The organism is Pseudoalteromonas sp. B160, from assembly GCF_037162485.1.
Classification (GTDB): Bacteria; Pseudomonadota; Gammaproteobacteria; order Enterobacterales; family Alteromonadaceae; genus Pseudoalteromonas; species Pseudoalteromonas rhizosphaerae.
In genome coordinates this window covers 794537-809792 of record NZ_JARLUX010000001.1, presented here as the reverse complement: position 1 = coordinate 809792, position 15256 = coordinate 794537, and the positions used below count along the sequence as shown (strand labels likewise).

The 15256-nt window shown below is 40.5% G+C and carries 16 protein-coding genes and 3 pseudogenes; 6 read left to right on the top strand and 13 right to left on the bottom strand.

Annotation, left to right across the window (positions count from 1 at the left end; genetic code table 11):
• Positions 1–108: 108 nt before the first annotated feature.
• The 3 genes from P4S61_RS03740 to P4S61_RS03730 all read right to left on the bottom strand — a co-directional run bounded on the left by P4S61_RS03740 (position 109) and on the right by P4S61_RS03730 (position 2669).
• Entirely contained in the window at positions 109–1074 is a 966-nt protein-coding gene (locus P4S61_RS03740; protein WP_145237456.1) for a carbohydrate kinase family protein, read from the bottom strand.
• 463 nt (positions 1075–1537) lie between these two features.
• The gene (locus P4S61_RS03735) at positions 1538–2269 is read right to left on the bottom strand and encodes an ROK family protein (protein ID WP_337117796.1); all 732 of its coding nucleotides are present in this window, start codon (positions 2267–2269) and stop codon (positions 1538–1540) included.
• On the bottom strand, positions 2214–2669 hold the full coding sequence (locus P4S61_RS03730; protein WP_337117795.1) for a winged helix-turn-helix transcriptional regulator: 456 nt from the start codon (positions 2667–2669) through the stop codon (positions 2214–2216). Before P4S61_RS03730 ends, P4S61_RS03735 begins: the two co-directional genes overlap by 56 nt.
• Positions 2670–2984: 315 nt before the next feature.
• On the opposite strand from P4S61_RS03730, the gene P4S61_RS03725 reads away from it, so the two are divergent.
• The 3 genes from P4S61_RS03725 to P4S61_RS03715 are packed head-to-tail and all read left to right on the top strand — an operon-like array spanning position 2985 to position 4290.
• Complete coding sequence (locus P4S61_RS03725) at positions 2985–3323, top strand: hypothetical protein (protein ID WP_337117794.1); 339 nt, start codon at positions 2985–2987, stop codon at positions 3321–3323.
• 11 nt (positions 3324–3334) lie between these two features.
• On the top strand, positions 3335–3838 hold the full coding sequence (locus P4S61_RS03720) for a hypothetical protein (RefSeq protein WP_337117793.1): 504 nt from the start codon (positions 3335–3337) through the stop codon (positions 3836–3838).
• Positions 3811–4290: a hypothetical protein gene (locus P4S61_RS03715; protein ID WP_337117792.1), complete on the top strand. Its 480-nt coding sequence runs from the start codon at positions 3811–3813 to the stop codon at positions 4288–4290. The genes P4S61_RS03720 and P4S61_RS03715 overlap by 28 nt, the downstream gene beginning before the upstream one ends.
• An 80-nt stretch (positions 4291–4370) precedes the next feature.
• Here P4S61_RS03715 and P4S61_RS03710 read toward each other — a convergent pair.
• Positions 4371–5012, bottom strand: a pseudogene (locus P4S61_RS03710) (DASH family cryptochrome); the annotation flags it as partial.
• 41 nt (positions 5013–5053) lie between these two features.
• Positions 5054–5704 (bottom strand): deoxyribodipyrimidine photo-lyase, encoded by a 651-nt coding sequence (locus P4S61_RS03705; protein WP_337117791.1) that lies wholly within the window; start codon positions 5702–5704, stop codon positions 5054–5056.
• Between the two features lie 72 nt (positions 5705–5776).
• Between P4S61_RS03705 and P4S61_RS03700 the strand changes: the two genes are divergently transcribed.
• Entirely contained in the window at positions 5777–6388 is a 612-nt protein-coding gene (locus tag P4S61_RS03700; RefSeq protein WP_145237753.1) for a flavin reductase family protein, read from the top strand.
• A gap of 107 nt (positions 6389–6495) precedes the next feature.
• On the opposite strand, the gene P4S61_RS03695 is transcribed toward P4S61_RS03700, so the two are convergent.
• Entirely contained in the window at positions 6496–6924 is a 429-nt protein-coding gene (locus P4S61_RS03695) for an OsmC family protein (RefSeq protein ID WP_145237444.1), read from the bottom strand.
• A gap of 219 nt (positions 6925–7143) precedes the next feature.
• Positions 7144–7743 (bottom strand): FMN-dependent NADH-azoreductase, encoded by a 600-nt coding sequence (locus tag P4S61_RS03690; protein ID WP_337117790.1) that lies wholly within the window; start codon positions 7741–7743, stop codon positions 7144–7146.
• A gap of 361 nt (positions 7744–8104) precedes the next feature.
• On the opposite strand from P4S61_RS03690, the gene P4S61_RS03685 reads away from it, so the two are divergent.
• Entirely contained in the window at positions 8105–8608 is a 504-nt protein-coding gene (locus tag P4S61_RS03685; protein ID WP_182731071.1) for a DUF6622 family protein, read from the top strand.
• Between the two features lie 44 nt (positions 8609–8652).
• Here P4S61_RS03685 and yghU read toward each other — a convergent pair whose 3' ends face one another.
• The 3 genes from yghU to P4S61_RS03670 form a co-directional block, all read right to left on the bottom strand.
• Complete coding sequence (yghU, locus tag P4S61_RS03680) at positions 8653–9492, bottom strand: glutathione-dependent disulfide-bond oxidoreductase (protein ID WP_182739388.1); 840 nt, start codon at positions 9490–9492, stop codon at positions 8653–8655.
• A 235-nt stretch (positions 9493–9727) separates the two neighbouring features.
• Positions 9728–10324: a rhomboid family intramembrane serine protease gene (locus tag P4S61_RS03675; RefSeq protein ID WP_145237407.1), complete on the bottom strand. Its 597-nt coding sequence runs from the start codon at positions 10322–10324 to the stop codon at positions 9728–9730.
• Between the two features lie 103 nt (positions 10325–10427).
• A complete protein-coding gene (locus tag P4S61_RS03670; RefSeq protein ID WP_149980845.1) occupies positions 10428–11111 on the bottom strand; it encodes a type 1 glutamine amidotransferase domain-containing protein in 684 nt (227 codons plus the stop codon).
• A gap of 144 nt (positions 11112–11255) precedes the next feature.
• Between P4S61_RS03670 and P4S61_RS03665 the strand changes: the two are divergent.
• Positions 11256–12178 (top strand): annotated as a pseudogene (locus P4S61_RS03665) (LysR family transcriptional regulator).
• Positions 12179–12186: 8 nt separating this feature from the next.
• Here P4S61_RS03665 and P4S61_RS03660 read toward each other — a convergent pair.
• The 3 genes and pseudogenes from P4S61_RS03660 to P4S61_RS03650 form a co-directional block, all read right to left on the bottom strand.
• A complete protein-coding gene (locus P4S61_RS03660) occupies positions 12187–12921 on the bottom strand; it encodes a dienelactone hydrolase family protein (protein ID WP_337117789.1) in 735 nt (244 codons plus the stop codon).
• A gap of 69 nt (positions 12922–12990) precedes the next feature.
• Positions 12991–14316 (bottom strand): glycerophosphodiester phosphodiesterase family protein, encoded by a 1326-nt coding sequence (locus tag P4S61_RS03655; RefSeq protein WP_337117788.1) that lies wholly within the window; start codon positions 14314–14316, stop codon positions 12991–12993.
• 69 nt (positions 14317–14385) lie between these two features.
• A pseudogene (locus P4S61_RS03650) lies at positions 14386–15230 on the bottom strand (DMT family transporter).
• Between the last annotated feature and the right edge of the window lie 26 nt (positions 15231–15256).

Genomic DNA, 15256 nt, shown 5'->3' with positions numbered 1-15256 from the left:
TAAATGTAAAAGTAGTTTAAAAGCGATTTTGTTAGACGACTAAAACTAAAAATATGAGTTTTAGTCGTTAGTATAGAGGTTACAAATAGGCTGGTTGATTGTAAGTGCTCAGGCAGACAGGTCTTGCTGCGTTGGTAAAGCGTCGAATGCACCAAACTTTGCGACAGTTGAGGCGCCACACTTAGTTGCAAAGTTGATTGCTTTTAATACGTTTTCAAAATTATTGGCCCAATCGGTAAATTCGTTTTTATCACTTACTAGCGAAGCTACTTGGTATAAAAAACCGCCTACAAAAGCATCACCGGCAGCTGTGGTATCTACGACATTCGCTGGTGGACAAGGATATGTACCACTAAATGAGCATGAGGAAAATGTAATTGGCTCGCCACCATCAGTCATTAAAACCAATGACACGCCATTGTCTACCCAGCTTTTTATTGTGGTTTCAATATGCTCAATGCCATACAGGGCTATCAGCTCATCTTTACTTGCTTTAATAACATCAACCGTTTTAGCTATATCATTAATAATGGATGGGGCTGTAAGTGGTTCATCCCAAAAGGCAGGTCGAAAATTAATATCAAAGCATGTAACCGAGTCTGCTTCTTTAAAGTGTTTTAGTGCATTTAACGTAGTATTTAATATGTGAGCCTTAGCTAAAGAGCCTGAGCAAAAGCTCACTATTTTAGGGGCTGCAAATAAAGAGGGGGTTAAATCGGAAATCTGCAAATCATAATGCGCGGCGTCTTTATCGTAAAAATCAAATGTACGTTCACCGCTTTCATCTAATGAGACAAAGGCTAGTGCAGTTTTACCCTTTTTAGAAAAGCTAACATGTGATGTTTTAACATTATGTGTATCGAGTGCCTTTATTAAAAAACGACCAAACGGATCATCGCCTACCTTACCAAGCAGTGAGCTCAAACCGCCTAACTTTGCTACGGCGACAGCTACATTTGCGGGGGCACCTCCTGCAAATTGAGTGAATCCTAGCTCGCTGCTTAATACTGTTTTATCTATACAATCATTTGAGAGTAAATCAATTAAGGCTTCACCAATTGCAACTACTTCCATTACGTTATTCCTATAAGAATTGTCAGGGTATCGTCTCGTTTTAAACGATACCTTTGGTTAAATCTAAGCCTTGACCACCAAGACAGTTATTGATTTTGGTGTCAAAAAATACGTCGCTTTATGTATCTTCTCGAATCAAGCCAGCTAACTTAGCTGGGTTAATGGCATTGATAGATTCACTCTTTTTTGACCAGATGTGCCCGTTACGATTATGTGCCCAAATCCTAAACAATTTTTTGCTTTTTGTTGCGTGTGATTACAAACTTGCTGTTTTATCAGCCCGCCTCACCAGTTTGGGCAAATTTGTAAATAGAATGTAGAGAACTAAAAGGAATAAATCAACTATTATTACTTATTTTTTTGTACAAGTTTATGGAGTTATTTAATTGAATTTATTTGCGGGTAATCCAGAATATCAAAGCGCCGGCGAATAGCGCCGGCTGCTTGATAAATTTATTGGAAGCTAGTTGTGGGAAAGGCTGATGTTATCTTGAGAAAAATTTATAATTAACGGTAGGTTAGCGCAACCTATTGATTGAGCTTTAGCACCAATAGAGCCGCTTTGTACGGCACAGCGATATATGCCACGATGATCGGCTTGGCTTAATTTTAACTTTGTTGCTAATACTATTTTTTCTCTTACATTGATAGGGATTGCACCATCAATCACAATGGCTTCAAAATCAAAAATAGCCAGTGAGCACAGTGCTGCATAGGCAAGGCCATCTGCAACTTGATCTATCCATTTATCTAAAACAGGGCCTAAATCTCCCCAATATTCTTTTGAACTCCACACTATGTCGGTATTGTAACCATCATCTTTAAGCATTTTTTCAAGTATATACAGCGAAGACTGCATGATCAGCTGTTGCGATGTTAGTTGGCCTTCACTATTGAGTACAGGCCTTGGTAATGAGCCAATAGCTCCCGCATTGCCTTTTTTACCGGTAAATAAGGTTTCGTTTATAACGACTCCACCACCAATAAAAGTGCCAATAAAAATGTATAAAAAATCAGTAAAGCGAGCTGGGTTGCCAAAGCTCAGCTCTGCTGAGCATGCTGCGGTATCATCATTACATACATAGACAGGAAGAGAGATGATCTGATTGATTCTTTGTTTAAAATCGAAAGACTTCCATTCATTCATTACTTTCTTTGGTGCGCCAGCTTCTTCCAGTCCAATTCCAAATTTCAAAAGGAGTTGCAACACCAATACCTAGAATACGCTCGGCTAACTCGTCACTTAAGCTCATTTTAAGTACGCTGATACCTTTTTCTAGAAAAGTGAGCAGACTATTTACAGTAGGGTAGGCACAGTATTCATTTAAGGTTGCGCGAATATTTCCGACCAAGTCAATTAAGGTTAAATCATAACTTCGGCGACCAACTTTTAAGCCGATGCCAAAAGCACCATCAGGATTTAAGGCAAACGGAATCGTAGGTTGGCCAACACGGCCACGCTGTGGCTCTTTTCTTATTAATAACGACTCGGCTTCTAAGCTATTGATAATAACTGTAACGGCTTGTGCAGAAAGACCCGTTTTTTGTGCTATCTCGGCTTTTGGCGCACTCCCTTGTTGACGAATTAAAGACATAATTCGACGTTCATTGTGAGCACGCAAGCCAGATTGGCTTCGGCCTTCTTGTGAGACGAGTCGAGGGTTTTTAGCTTTGATAATGATTCCTGTCTAATCTGTTATTGTCTTGAATAACTTAACTAATTGTACACTGAGCGGACATACTTGGCGACAGCATTGGTTTTATTACTGTGCTGATCATTTAATATTAAATTAACGACAGAGTACAATTAAGTATTGTTAAATGTAATAAATAACTATAGTTGATTTATTGACGAGGTGATATTTACCTGTTTAAATGCTTTACTCAAAGTTAACAACTGAGACATGGCAATGACCACACACACACATACAAAAACACCTCTTGTCTCTAAGGAGATGGTGGTTCCCTTTATTTTGCTTGTACTTTGCTTTGCAGCATGGGGTGCTGCAGCAAATATGACTGATCCGTTAGTTAAAGTATTTAGTAAAATATTTACTATGTCTTCAGTGCAATCGGCACTTGTACAGTTTAGCTACTATGGCGCCTACTTTTGCTTAGCCATTCCTGCCGCTTATATAAATAAACGCTTTTCTTACAAAACGGGAGTATTGACAGGCTTAGGCATGGCTGCGATGGGGGCATTTATGTTTTATCCCGCAAGCCAAGCAATGACTTACGGCTTTTTTTAGCCGCTTTATTTGTGTTAGCTGGTGGTCTATCTATTTTAGAAACTTCAGCAAACCCCTATGTGATGGGAATGGGAAATCAGCAAAGTGCAACCCGTAGATTAAATTTAGCGCAATCTTTCAATCCTGTTGGTACTAATATCGGTGTGTTTTTAGCCGCAACCCTTATTTTACCTAGCCTAAATATAGCTTCCTCAGATGAGCGTGCAGCTATGAGCGCTGAGCAACTAACTCAGGTAATAAAAGCAGAACTAGATGCGGTTATGGTGCCTTATGTGGGTATGGCTTGCGTACTTGTGCTTATTTGGCTGGCAATTGCATTTACTAAAACACCTAACTTTTGCAAGCAAAAAAGGTATCTAAGCATGTCGATTTTCGTGCAACCTTTAAACGATTATTTAAAAATACACATTATCGCTTTGGCGTTATTGCGCAGTTTTTTAATGTTGCAGCGCAAACCTGTGTATGGACCTTTACCATTCAATACGTTATGGAAGCACTTGATACAAACGAAGTGACCGGTGGAACGTTTTTGCAATACAGTATGATCACTTTTCTGTTCTCTCGGTTTGTGATGACATGGCTTATGGGATTTATTAGACCAGCAAAACTATTAATGGCAACCTCTGTAATTGCGACGCTACTATGTTTATATATGGTGCAAATGCCAACTATAAGTGGGGTTTGGGCTTTAGTTTGTATATCGGCTTGTTTATCGTTAATGTTTCCCACTATTTACGCAATTTCATTACATGGTTTAGGCGATGATGCAAAGCTAGGTGCTGCCGGATTAGTAATGGCTATTTTAGGTGGAGCGATAGTACCCGTGGTACAGGCTGTATTTATTGATACCTTCAGTGTCGCTTTTTCTTATATTGTGCCAGCAGGCTGTTTTATTATTGTGGCTGGTTATGCAGCATTTGATTTAAAAACAAAAATTAGAACATTTAATAATGTGGCACCTTGCTAAAATGTACAAAACCGAGTCTAAAAGGCTCGGTTTTGTATGCTACAACTTTTATTCTCACCACCGCTATTCTTTAAGCATTATTAACTGCTTAACGGCCAATCTGCGGCATCTAACGAGTCTATGGCGTGTACCTCATCACCTTGCCAGTGATTAATAAATTGATTATTAGCATCGTAGGTTTGGGTTTGCTTTACTAAATTGAAATGCCTACCCGAGCGAGGATCCGCGCCAACACCTGCAAGGTATTGCCAATTTCCCCAATTAGATGCCACGTCGTAATCAATCAGTTGTTGTTCAAAATAAGCAGCGCCAAAGCGCCAATCTAGCTTGAGCTCGTTTACCAAGCAGCTTGCAACTAATTGCCGGCCACGATTTGACATATAGCCGGTTTTATTCAGCTGTTTCATACATGCATTGACAATGGGATACGGTGTTGTGCCTGTGCACCATTGCTTAAATCGCTGTGGGTAAAAACTGGTTAGTGGCTTACGCTTTGTAATTCCGGCAAAAGAAAATAACTTATTGCCATAACGCAGGCTGTATAGTTGAAAGTATTCACGCCACAGTAATTCAAAATAAATCCAGTAAGTTGAGTCGTTTGCGCCATGAATGTGCTCATAATTACGCAAAGCGTTGACTATTTGCCGAGCACTAATGCAGCCATTAGCAAGCCAAGGAGAAAACTTGGTTGAGTTTTCAATACCAGCTAAAGCGTTGCGAGTTTCTTTGTAGGTAGATGGATTAGCACTTGAAAAGTAATCAGCTAGATGATCAGTCGCACTTTTTCACCACCTGCGAATAACGCTCGTTCTTTACTGACATTAGGCAATGTAGTTGGCCAAGGCATTGGAGCAATTAAAGGTCTGGCTATGTACTCTGGAGGATCTAAAAGTGTATTTATAGTGGGCGTTGTTTGCTCAATTAGCTTTCTGAATTGACTAAATGTTGCTGGCAGTTCATTAACACTAAAAGGAAGTTGCTGGTTGTCATATAAGGTAAATGTATTAGCTTGTTTAATAACAAGATCAGCATGATTTTTCGCTACATTGAGTAGCGTTTGCTGCTCATTGTAACCAATTTGTTCACTGCAATATAGAGTACGTACGTTGTGATGGTGATAATAATGTTCAATCATCTCATGAGCAGCTTGATGGTAGATCACTAAATGTTGCCCATAGTCTTTCAGAGTATTGTTTAACTGTTGTAAAGATTGCGCTAAAAACTGCCAGCGATGTTGTCCCATTGATTGGCAATCATGGTGATTGCTTTTAAACAATTGAGGGTCAATACAATATACAAAGCTAAGTGCTGTATCTTGCTTTGCAGCAAGAGAGATTAATGCGTTATCGCTTAGTCGTAAATCGTTAGTAAACCAGTACAAAGAGTGTGTCATAGTAATAAAGCGTTTTTTCATTTACTTTGTCTTTAATACGTAACAAAGTGAAAAGGCGTTTAGTTTAATGAGTTTAAATTTAATGAGGTGATGATGTATTTTGATTTAACTGATCCTGACGAGCAAAAAGGGGCATACAGTAAATTGGTTGGTGGGATCACGCCAAGGCCTATCGCGTGGATAAGTACGTTAAGTAGTGATGGCGTGGCGAATATTGCGCCGTATTCATTTTTTACCGTGGCAAGTGTTAATCCACCGGTATTGAGTGTGACTCAGGTAAATCCAGCTGAGAATCAAAACAAGGATACCTTAAACAATTTACTGGCCACAAAAGAGTGCGTTATCAATGTGGTCAGTCATAATCTGGTGGAGCAAATGAATCAAAGCTGCGGTAATTTTTCTTCGCAAACTAGTGAATTTACGGCTGTGGGGATCGCATCATGTGCAAGTCAATCAGTAACTCCATTGGGGGTGGCAGCAGCTAAGGTTCGTTATGAATGTAGCTTACGTGACGTGGTCACTATTTCTGAACAAGCAGGTGGCGGGCAAATGATGTTATTAAATGTAGTTGGTATTTATATTGATGAAAGTGTGCTTGTTAACGGCTATATTGACCCAAGAGCTTTAAATACCGTTGGTAAAATGGGCGGAGATTACTTTACGACAACGCATGATTTATTTAGCTTGGCTAGGCCAGAGATTTAGCTGAAATTTTACGTTATTTTATGTTTATACCTTTTACGTATAGTAAAAACCGTGCAGTAAAAAGCCAAGTAATAACTACTTGGCTTATATACTGCTAATTTTTTAGTTTAGTTGAGTGCCATTGTGAGTGATATCTCAGCATTCATTAATTTTGAGATAGGGCAGCCTTGTTTGGTTTGCTCGCACAGTTTTTTAAATTCTGATTCAGCAATACCGGCAATTTTTGCCTCTACACTTAAGGCTATATGACTAACCTCAAAGCCGTCATCCACTTCATCTAAACTAACCACTGCACTGGTGGTGATATCATCAGCAACGTAATTTGCTTCAGTTAACGCAAGTGATAGCGCCATACTAAAGCAAGCACTGTGCGCCGCAGCTATTAGTTCTTCTGGGTTAGTGCCCGCTTTATCTTCAAAGCGCGTATTAAAACCATAGGGCTGATTATCTAAAGCGCCGCTTTCGGTGCTAATTTGACCTTTACCAGATTTAATATCGCCAGACCAATGTGATTGTGCAGATTTCTTAATCGTCATACTCATCTCCTTTGTAATAATTTCGCTAACTGTGAAAAAATTTCACCTTTACATAGCGAAATGGGCGGTTTATAGAGAGTGTTGCAACATAAGCACCAAGTTTACAAAAGTATTGAATGTTGAGTTACACGGATCCACTGACGATAAGAATGTGTAATAAATGAAATCAGCATGGCTAACTAAAAAGCGGTCCTTACTGACCGCTTGTTTATCAAAAAATTAAAGTGCCGATACGTAATCTGAAATTTCTTTACTAGCGGCGTTTTTGCTGTCATCACCACCTGGCATATTTAGGCCTTCAGCATAAATAAAGTCCACATCGTTGATACCTAAAAATGCAAAAAAGTCTTTTAGATACTTAGTTTGCGTATCCATATCAGTACCTAAGTACATACCGCCACGAGCAGCAAGAATAACTACTTTAGTATTTTCAACTAACCCAACTGGGCCTGTTTCAGTGTATTTAAACGTAATGCCAGCGCGAGCAACACGATCGATCCACGCTTTTAATGTAGATGGAATACCAAAGTTATACATAGGGACGCCCATCACGATGAGTTTATTATTTTGCAGCTCAGTGACCAACTCATCAGAAATAGCAGCCAGTTTGTTTTGCTCATCGCTACGCTCTGAAGGCTCTGTCATCCATGCGCCCATTTCAGCTTGAGTTAGGTGTGGTAATGGGTTTTCGGCAACATCACGACGAGTCACTGTAATGTCAGTTTTTTGTGTAAGCTCAGCAATGAACTGCTCACTAAGCTGATGTGAATTACCGTTTTCACCGTTGAGCGATGAGTTGATTAATAATACGTTCTTCATAGCCGTTCCTTTAATTGTAAATTACTAATAAGAGCATATCCTTTTATATTACAAATTAACAATGCAATTTAATGGCTTAACCATTCGATTTAAGAGAATGTTTTAGTTTGCTGCTGAGTGGTTTTTGGTTATCAAATTGCGCTGTTGTTTTGCTACGACTGAAATGATGGCGATTACACTCTGCGATATTTGTTTGTCGTCGCCTTTTACTATTCTCTAAGTTAGCATCGAGATGGCCCATTAAGCTTACTACGTATATAAAGGTTAAAAAAATGTAATTGTAACTTTATTAATTATTTAAATAAGATTAAGCTCAAGGCACTAATACAATAAGCAATAACAACAATAAAAAGGAAGTTTAGTGATTGATATAATTAAACATACACCGTTGTGGGTGTTCGCGTTATTTGCCGGCCTGATTGTGCTTGGTGTCAAACAAACCCGAGCAAGAGAGGTCACGTTACGCAGTGTTTGTGTGTTACCTGTCGCAATGGCTGGCCTGTCAGTTTTTGGGGTGTACTCCGCATTTTCTGGTGTAATTGCATTAGCAGTTTGGTTTGTGTGTTTAGTACTTGGTTGGGGAGTCGCTCGTCAATTCGGTTTGCCAAAGGGAGTGCGCTACATAAGTGAGCAGCATGTGTTTCATATACCTGGTAGCAAAGTACCATTTATACTAATAATGGCCATTTTCTTTACTAAATATTGTGTTGGAGTGATGTTGGCAATACAACTAGCAGTTACGCAAAGTACAGAATTTATGGTTATTGTCAGCGCGATTTACGGTATTTTAAGTGGCATATTCTTAGCTCGCGGCTTACAGATCTTGCAGGCGCGAAATAACCAAATAGATTTACAGCCAGCATAAGTAACAGCGCGGTTAGTCATACTAATCGCGCTGTTAGGTTTTCGTTAAAAGTCGCTTTTACTGTGGCGCTCGGCTAGTTGCTCATCTTCTGGGCCCCAAGTCCGGTTAACTCTGCGACCACGCTTTACTGCAGGGCGGCGTTCAATCTGTTTTGCCCAGCGCATCACGTGGGTATATGATTCAACATCTAAAAACTCGGCGGCGTCGTATAAATATCCCAATACCAGCGAGCCATACCATGGCCAAATAGCAATATCTGCGATTGAATAGTCACTACCAGCCATGTAATCATGATCACTTAAATGGCGGTTTAATACATCTAGCTGGCGTTTAACTTCCATCGTAAATCGGTCAATAGGATATTGCATTTTGTGTGGTGCATAGGCATAGAAATGACCAAAACCACCGCCTAAATAAGGTGCTGATCCCATTTGCCAAAATAACCAGTTACGGCATTCGGTTTTACTGGTGTGGTCGCTTGGCACTAGCGCATCAAACTTCTCTGCTAAGTATTGTAAAATAGCACCTGACTCAAACACTCGCGTTATAGGGGTCGTACTGTGATCCATCAGCGCTGGAATTTTTGAATTAGGGTTAACACCCACAAAGCCTGAGCCAAATTGATCGCCATCGCCGATTTTAATTAAAAACGCATCATATTCGGCTTCAGTGATACCAAGCTCTAACAGTTCTTCAAGCATGATGGTGACTTTTTGGCCATTAGGGGTTGCCAGTGAGTAAAGCTGAAGAGGGTGCTCACCAACGGGTAAATCTTGCTGGCGAGTCGCGCCTGCAATTGGTCGATTTATTTTTGCCCAGTCACCGCCACTTTCCGCGTCCCACTGCCATACTTTAGGCGGGGTATAGTTTTCGCTGTTACTCATCAAAACTCCTTAAACGTTGGTTACTTTAATTAAGGTTACGAACAACCCATCCTAGTTGATCATTTAGAGCAAGGGAAGCAAAGATAACTTTCATTGGTAATATGAAGATCATTTAGATGAGGTCATGGATGGCCTTATCCACGAGGGTATAAAGCGCTAACCGAAATAGAGAAAGCGCAAATTTATTTAATCCGAGATAATGACGGTTAATATTTTATCTTTAACCTTGCTAACTTTAAAGCTTATAACTTGCGCTTTTCTTATCTTGTTTTGCTAAATAATAGCCAATAAGAATACCAGCGAGTGCGCCAAACAGGTGGCTTTCAAATGACACATGGGGACGCTGTGGCAAAACACCCCAAATTAAACCACTATATAAAAATACCACCGCGACACTAATAGCAATGGCCTTAAATGACCGATGCATAATGCCGTAGCAAATTAAAAAGCCCCACAAGCCATAAAGTACACCGCTCAGGCCAACGTGAATATTAGCGCGACCAAATAGCCAAACCAGTAATCCTCCAACCACAGCAGTAAAGATAAATACAGCCCAAAACCGTTTGACGCTATATTGGCAGACTAGCCAGCCAAGCACTGCAAATGGGATTAAGTTACTAAGCAAATGTGCCCAGCCGCCATGTAAAAAAGGCGCGAAAAAAATACCCGTTAAGCCACTTAGACTGCGAGGGTAAATACCTAATCCATTTAAGTTAACGCCTGGTAAGCTATTAATAATTTGCAGTAAAACACACAATAAAATAATACCAATAAGCGTAAAGCGTTTACTGACTAGAGGAGGAATGCTCAAAGAGCTTTTTGGGTTTGCCATACATCACTTAATTTTAAATATGTTTGACTGAGTATACCTATCCTGATGCTTAATTGAAAAGCCTTGCTGGGTTAAGCAAGGCTTTAGTTACAATATTAAAGAATTAGCCTAATTGGGTCAGCAGTTTTTGCGCTGCAAGCTCAGAGCTGGCAGGATTTTGACCGGTGATCAATAAGCCATCGACTAATGCGAGCACACCCCAATCATCCGTTTTTTGGTAATCACCGCCTTTTTTGATCAGCTCATCTTCTACCAACAATGGAACAATGTCAGTAAGTTGCACTGCGGCTTCTTCACTGTTGCTAAAGCCAGTTACTTTCTTACCTGCAACCAATGCACTGCCATCTGAATTTTTAGCATTTAAAAACACGGCACTTGCGTGGCAAACAGCTGCAACAGGTTTTTCTGTTTTGATAAAGTCTTCAATCAATGAAATTGAGTCTGTATTGTCAACTAAGTCCCATAATGGGCCATGACCGCCTGGGTAAAATACGGCGTCAAAGTCGCTGGCATTTACATCACCAAGCGCTTTTGTATTGGCCATCAATGTTTGTGCTGCACTGTCGTTATCAAAACGTTTTGTAGCATCTGTTGCGGCATCAGGTGCGGCGCTATTTGGATCAATCGGTGGTTGCCCGCCTTTTACTGATGCGAGTGTAACCTCAGCACCGGCATCAATAAATGCATAATAAGGAGCCGCAAATTCTTCGACCCAAAAGCCCGTTTTATGACCGGTATTGCCAAGCTCTGCATGAGAGGTAAGAACCATAAGTATTTTTTTAGCCATAACCATATTCCTTCTGATGATTTAAATTTTTAATTTATCTTACTAACTACTATATGCACTAAGGTTACTTTAAACAACGATGATAAATTCAACTTTATTGATTTAATAATTGATACAATAAAGTAAGTCAGTATAGGAGATCTTATGAAGGTATCGTTTGAGCAACTCAAAAGTATGGTGGTATTTGCACAAATTGTAGAGCAGGGCAGTTTAATGGCGGCCGCCAAACAATTGGGGTTTACTCGTGCAGTGGCAAGTTATCACTTAAAAAAATTAGAAACCCAACTGGAAGTGACGCTGCTTAATCGTTCAACGCGAACTATGGCTCTGACCGAAGCGGGGATTGCTTATTATGAGCGCTGCAGAATTATTACTGAGCAAGCTAATGCGGCTAAACAGCAAATAGAAAATATAAAAAGCGAACCACAAGGCTTACTTAAAATTAGCTGCCCGGTGAATGTCGGTATGCAGTTGGTTGTGCCTGCAATCAATGATTTTAAACGTCAGTATCCCAAAATCGATATTGATTTACAGTTAAGTGACGAAGTGATTGATATTATTAAAAATGGCTTTGATTTTGCGATTCGCGGTGTGGCGCTTAGTGACTCCAATTTACAAGCGACTAAACTCACTACGATGAGTACTTGTATTTGTGGCTCGCCAGATTATTTTGCCCATTACGGTAAACCTAAAACTCCAGCGCAATTAAGCGAACATAAATGGGTGGTGTATCAGCTCGGCAGTAAAACATTAACGCTACAAAAAGATGGTAAAAAGCATAACTTAACTATGCAAGGTGGTTTAAGGACTAATAACGCTGCGGCGCGAACTGCTTTTGTTGAAGCAGGCCATGGCATCGGGCGTATTCCACTTTACGATGCATGGCCAAAAGTTCAAGCTGGGCTATTGGAAATTGTACTCGATGACTATAAAAGTAAAGATATAGAACTTTACGGCGTATTTCCACTGGCGGCGCCGATTCTAAGAAGCTGCGCTTATTTATCGATTATTTAAAAGATTATTTTATAAAAAGGCATACCGCATTGGGTATGCTTAAAAATGTCTAATTTATGGCTTACAAAGTACGGTTAAATAATGCAACGGCTTGCAGGTACATTGTGATTGCGAGTGCGCCGTCGTATCGCTCACCCTCATCACGCATAAAGGCATGTTGGGCGTTAACTTCTTGCCATTGGTAATTAATACCCGTACTAACAGCTTGTTGATAAATTTTGTCGCGACCTTGTTGTGGCACATGGGGGTCTTGCTTTCCCCAAATAAAGTGAATCTCACCTTGTATATCAGCCATGCGTTCAAACGAGTTATTACCGGCTTGTGCGGGGAGTGTATCGCTATGAATGTCGGTGGCATATAAGCAAAATGCGGCTTTTATGTGTGGGTTTAATGCGGCTCTATAAGCTAAGTGACCGCCAATACAGACACCTATAGTACCTACAGAGCCGGTGCAATAATCTCGTGTTTGTACAAAGTCGATTAACGCTTGGGTATCGCTGTCGTGGGATTCAAGCGGTTTTGCCCATTTATCGTTATTGCCTTTATCTTTACCCGCATCATCATAGGCAAGCACTGTCCCGATAGGGTTTAGCTCATGAAACACTTCTGGCACAAGTACTACAAAACCATGGCTTGCTAAAAGTGCAGCGCTGCGAGCAATAGGCGCGGTTTGCTGAAATATTTCAGAATAAAAAATAATCGCGGGAAATTGCCCTGATATTTCGGGGCGGTAAACCGTGGTGCGCATTAAACCTGTTGGGGTAGGCAAGTCAGCATGGTGGTGTTGGATGATCATAAAAGCGCTCAGTTAAATAATATAAAATATATGGTAACTGAGCGCGATAAAATAAACACGCCTTAAAGTTTAAATACTTGCAGGCATTTTATTACAGCTAGCATAGTAACTTACGGTTGCTGGCCAATCGGAAAATATCCCCATGACCCCCACTTCTTGTGCTAAAACATCAACCACAGTGAACATGTCGCCATCGTTATCTATAACATCACTAATAGATTGATAATAATAACCGCCGCCTTCATTTAGAGGGCCAGAGCGTTCAAGGCTCCATGCAATAATATTAAGCCCTGCGGCTTTAGCATCTATAGCGTACTGTGAGGGTACAATATTACTGTCGTTATCTATGGTTAGCAGCATCCAAATAGGGGGCGCTATAATTTTAACGCCATCAGTAGCTAGCTCTGCCATGCTTGGCTGCCATGTTGCTGCGTTATTAGGATCAAACCCTGCATTGCTGTCGCGACCATCTAAATACACACTTTGCGCTGCAAATTCAGGATTAGTGTTAATCCAATATTCTACGTCGGCTAGGTTAAATGATTGCGGATAAACATGGTTTGCGGGTACGTCCATTTGCGTGTATTCATCCAGCATTTTTTGTGCATATTGCGCTTGAGTCATACCATTAAAAGGCATGCTCACTTGAGGCGATTTCAGCTCTGGGGTCATTTTTACACCCAGCTCTTTAAATAGCGCAATACTTTGTTTATGGGTCATGAGTGTACCTGAGGTGGCGTATAAATCAGTGCGCCAACTCGGTGTTCCATTCATATAATCGTTAACATTGGTGGCATTGGTGTTCGCGCCATCCATTTTACCCTCAAGGGTTAAAAATTCCGCCAGGCTAATATCGCTGGTGCAACATTTAGCCGCAGCGGGTGTGCCACTGTTAGCATCCGCTGGCGTAAATGGCACACTGCATTTAGCGGCAAGTTCTGGGATCGCTAAAATATTAGTGGTGGTATGTAAATCGCATTGTGAATGGCGGCATACCAGCTCTTTATCATTTGTAAACGTCACATCGCACTCGACAATGCCAGCGCCCATACGAGCTGCTGCAATGTAAGATTCTTTAGTGTGCTCTGGGTATTGCATAGGTGCACCGCGGTGACCAATTGAAAAATCAGTACGATAAAAAGGGCCGTCTTTGCACGATTCTAATTTTGTTTTTAGTGCGCTGGTGGCCATATCGTCAATTAAGTAGTCGGGGCGAGCACCGAGTTGAATATTCGTACCTTGCGCTACTTCAACAATAACCAGGGTAGGAACTTTAACAATTTCAACCTCAGTGTTGGTAACAACCACTTCTTTTTCGACTATTTCTACATCGTCATCGCAGCCAGCTAGTGTAATTAATAATAAACAACTAGTCAGTAAAGGTATGCGCTTCATTATTTGTCCTTAAAAATCAAAGTGGACGCTACCTTACTAATTATTAGTGACAGTTTAACTACAGAGTAATTAATTTACTCTTTTAGCCATTATTTGGTTTACCACTAAGGCAAATAGCATAACCCCCGCGCCAATACTTAATCTGAGTATGTCCGCGTCTCTATTCCAAATAAGTACATTAACAACAATGCCTGCAGGAATAAGCAAGTTGTTCATCACCGCCAGTGCGCCCACATTGACAAGCGTGGCGCCTTTATTCCACATAAAATAGCCAACACCAGATGCCACAACTCCTAAATAAATCAATATGCCCCATTGTGTTGAGGTGCTTGGTAATTTGTTTGAGTTACCAAATAAGACATAACAGCTACTTGCAACAATCAGTGCACCAATAAAAAACCAGCCAAATACAGTTTTATCATCAAGCTGCTTACCCAGCATTAAGCGTTTGTAGGTTACTTGTCCTACAGCAAAACTAATATTAGCCCCTTGTACCAGTAATAATCCGACTAAGAAGTTACTGTCTAAGTTTTCATAGCGAATAGTAATTGCACCCAGCACGGCAATAAAAGCGACTATAAAAAACTGTGGGTTAAAATACTTGTTGCACGCATCGTTTAATAACGTGATGTAAAGCGGGGTCATTACGGTAAATAGCAGTACTTCAGGCACACTTAAGAACAAAAATGAGTGGTAATAAAAGCTATACATAATACCGAGTTGTACTGCGCCTATCAGCATGAGTTTGCAAGCAAGTGGGGAGGTGTTCGTTTTAAAAACGGTAAAAATAGCAGTGTGGCTAGGGCTACGCGAATTAATACACTAAACCAAGCATCAACTTGACCTGCTAAATATACGCCAATTAAACTAAATGAAAACGCCCATAATAGAGTGACGGCAAATAAGTAGCCCATAGTGCTTACTCCAAACTAAAAGCGCG

Bases quoted from the DNA above. Each gene is read 5' to 3' on its own strand.
- P4S61_RS03740 (WP_145237456.1), bottom strand. From the start codon at position 1,074: ATGGAAGTAGTTGCAATTGGTGAAGCCTTAATTGATTTACTCTCAAAT.
- P4S61_RS03730 (WP_337117795.1), bottom strand. From the start codon at position 2,669: ATGTCTTTAATTCGTCAACAAGGGAGTGCGCCAAAAGCCGAGATAGCA.
- P4S61_RS03725 (WP_337117794.1), top strand. From the start codon at position 2,985: ATGACCACACACACACATACAAAAACACCTCTTGTCTCTAAGGAGATG.
- P4S61_RS03715 (WP_337117792.1), top strand. From the start codon at position 3,811: ATGGAAGCACTTGATACAAACGAAGTGACCGGTGGAACGTTTTTGCAA.
- P4S61_RS03705 (WP_337117791.1), bottom strand. From the start codon at position 5,704: ATGAAAAAACGCTTTATTACTATGACACACTCTTTGTACTGGTTTACT.
- P4S61_RS03700 (WP_145237753.1), top strand. From the start codon at position 5,777: ATGTATTTTGATTTAACTGATCCTGACGAGCAAAAAGGGGCATACAGT.
- P4S61_RS03695 (WP_145237444.1), bottom strand. From the start codon at position 6,924: ATGACGATTAAGAAATCTGCACAATCACATTGGTCTGGCGATATTAAA.
- P4S61_RS03690 (WP_337117790.1), bottom strand. From the start codon at position 7,743: ATGAAGAACGTATTATTAATCAACTCATCGCTCAACGGTGAAAACGGT.
- yghU (WP_182739388.1), bottom strand. From the start codon at position 9,492: ATGAGTAACAGCGAAAACTATACCCCGCCTAAAGTATGGCAGTGGGAC.
- P4S61_RS03675 (WP_145237407.1), bottom strand. From the start codon at position 10,324: ATGGCAAACCCAAAAAGCTCTTTGAGCATTCCTCCTCTAGTCAGTAAA.
- P4S61_RS03670 (WP_149980845.1), bottom strand. From the start codon at position 11,111: ATGGCTAAAAAAATACTTATGGTTCTTACCTCTCATGCAGAGCTTGGC.
- P4S61_RS03660 (WP_337117789.1), bottom strand. From the start codon at position 12,921: ATGATCATCCAACACCACCATGCTGACTTGCCTACCCCAACAGGTTTA.
- P4S61_RS03655 (WP_337117788.1), bottom strand. From the start codon at position 14,316: ATGAAGCGCATACCTTTACTGACTAGTTGTTTATTATTAATTACACTA.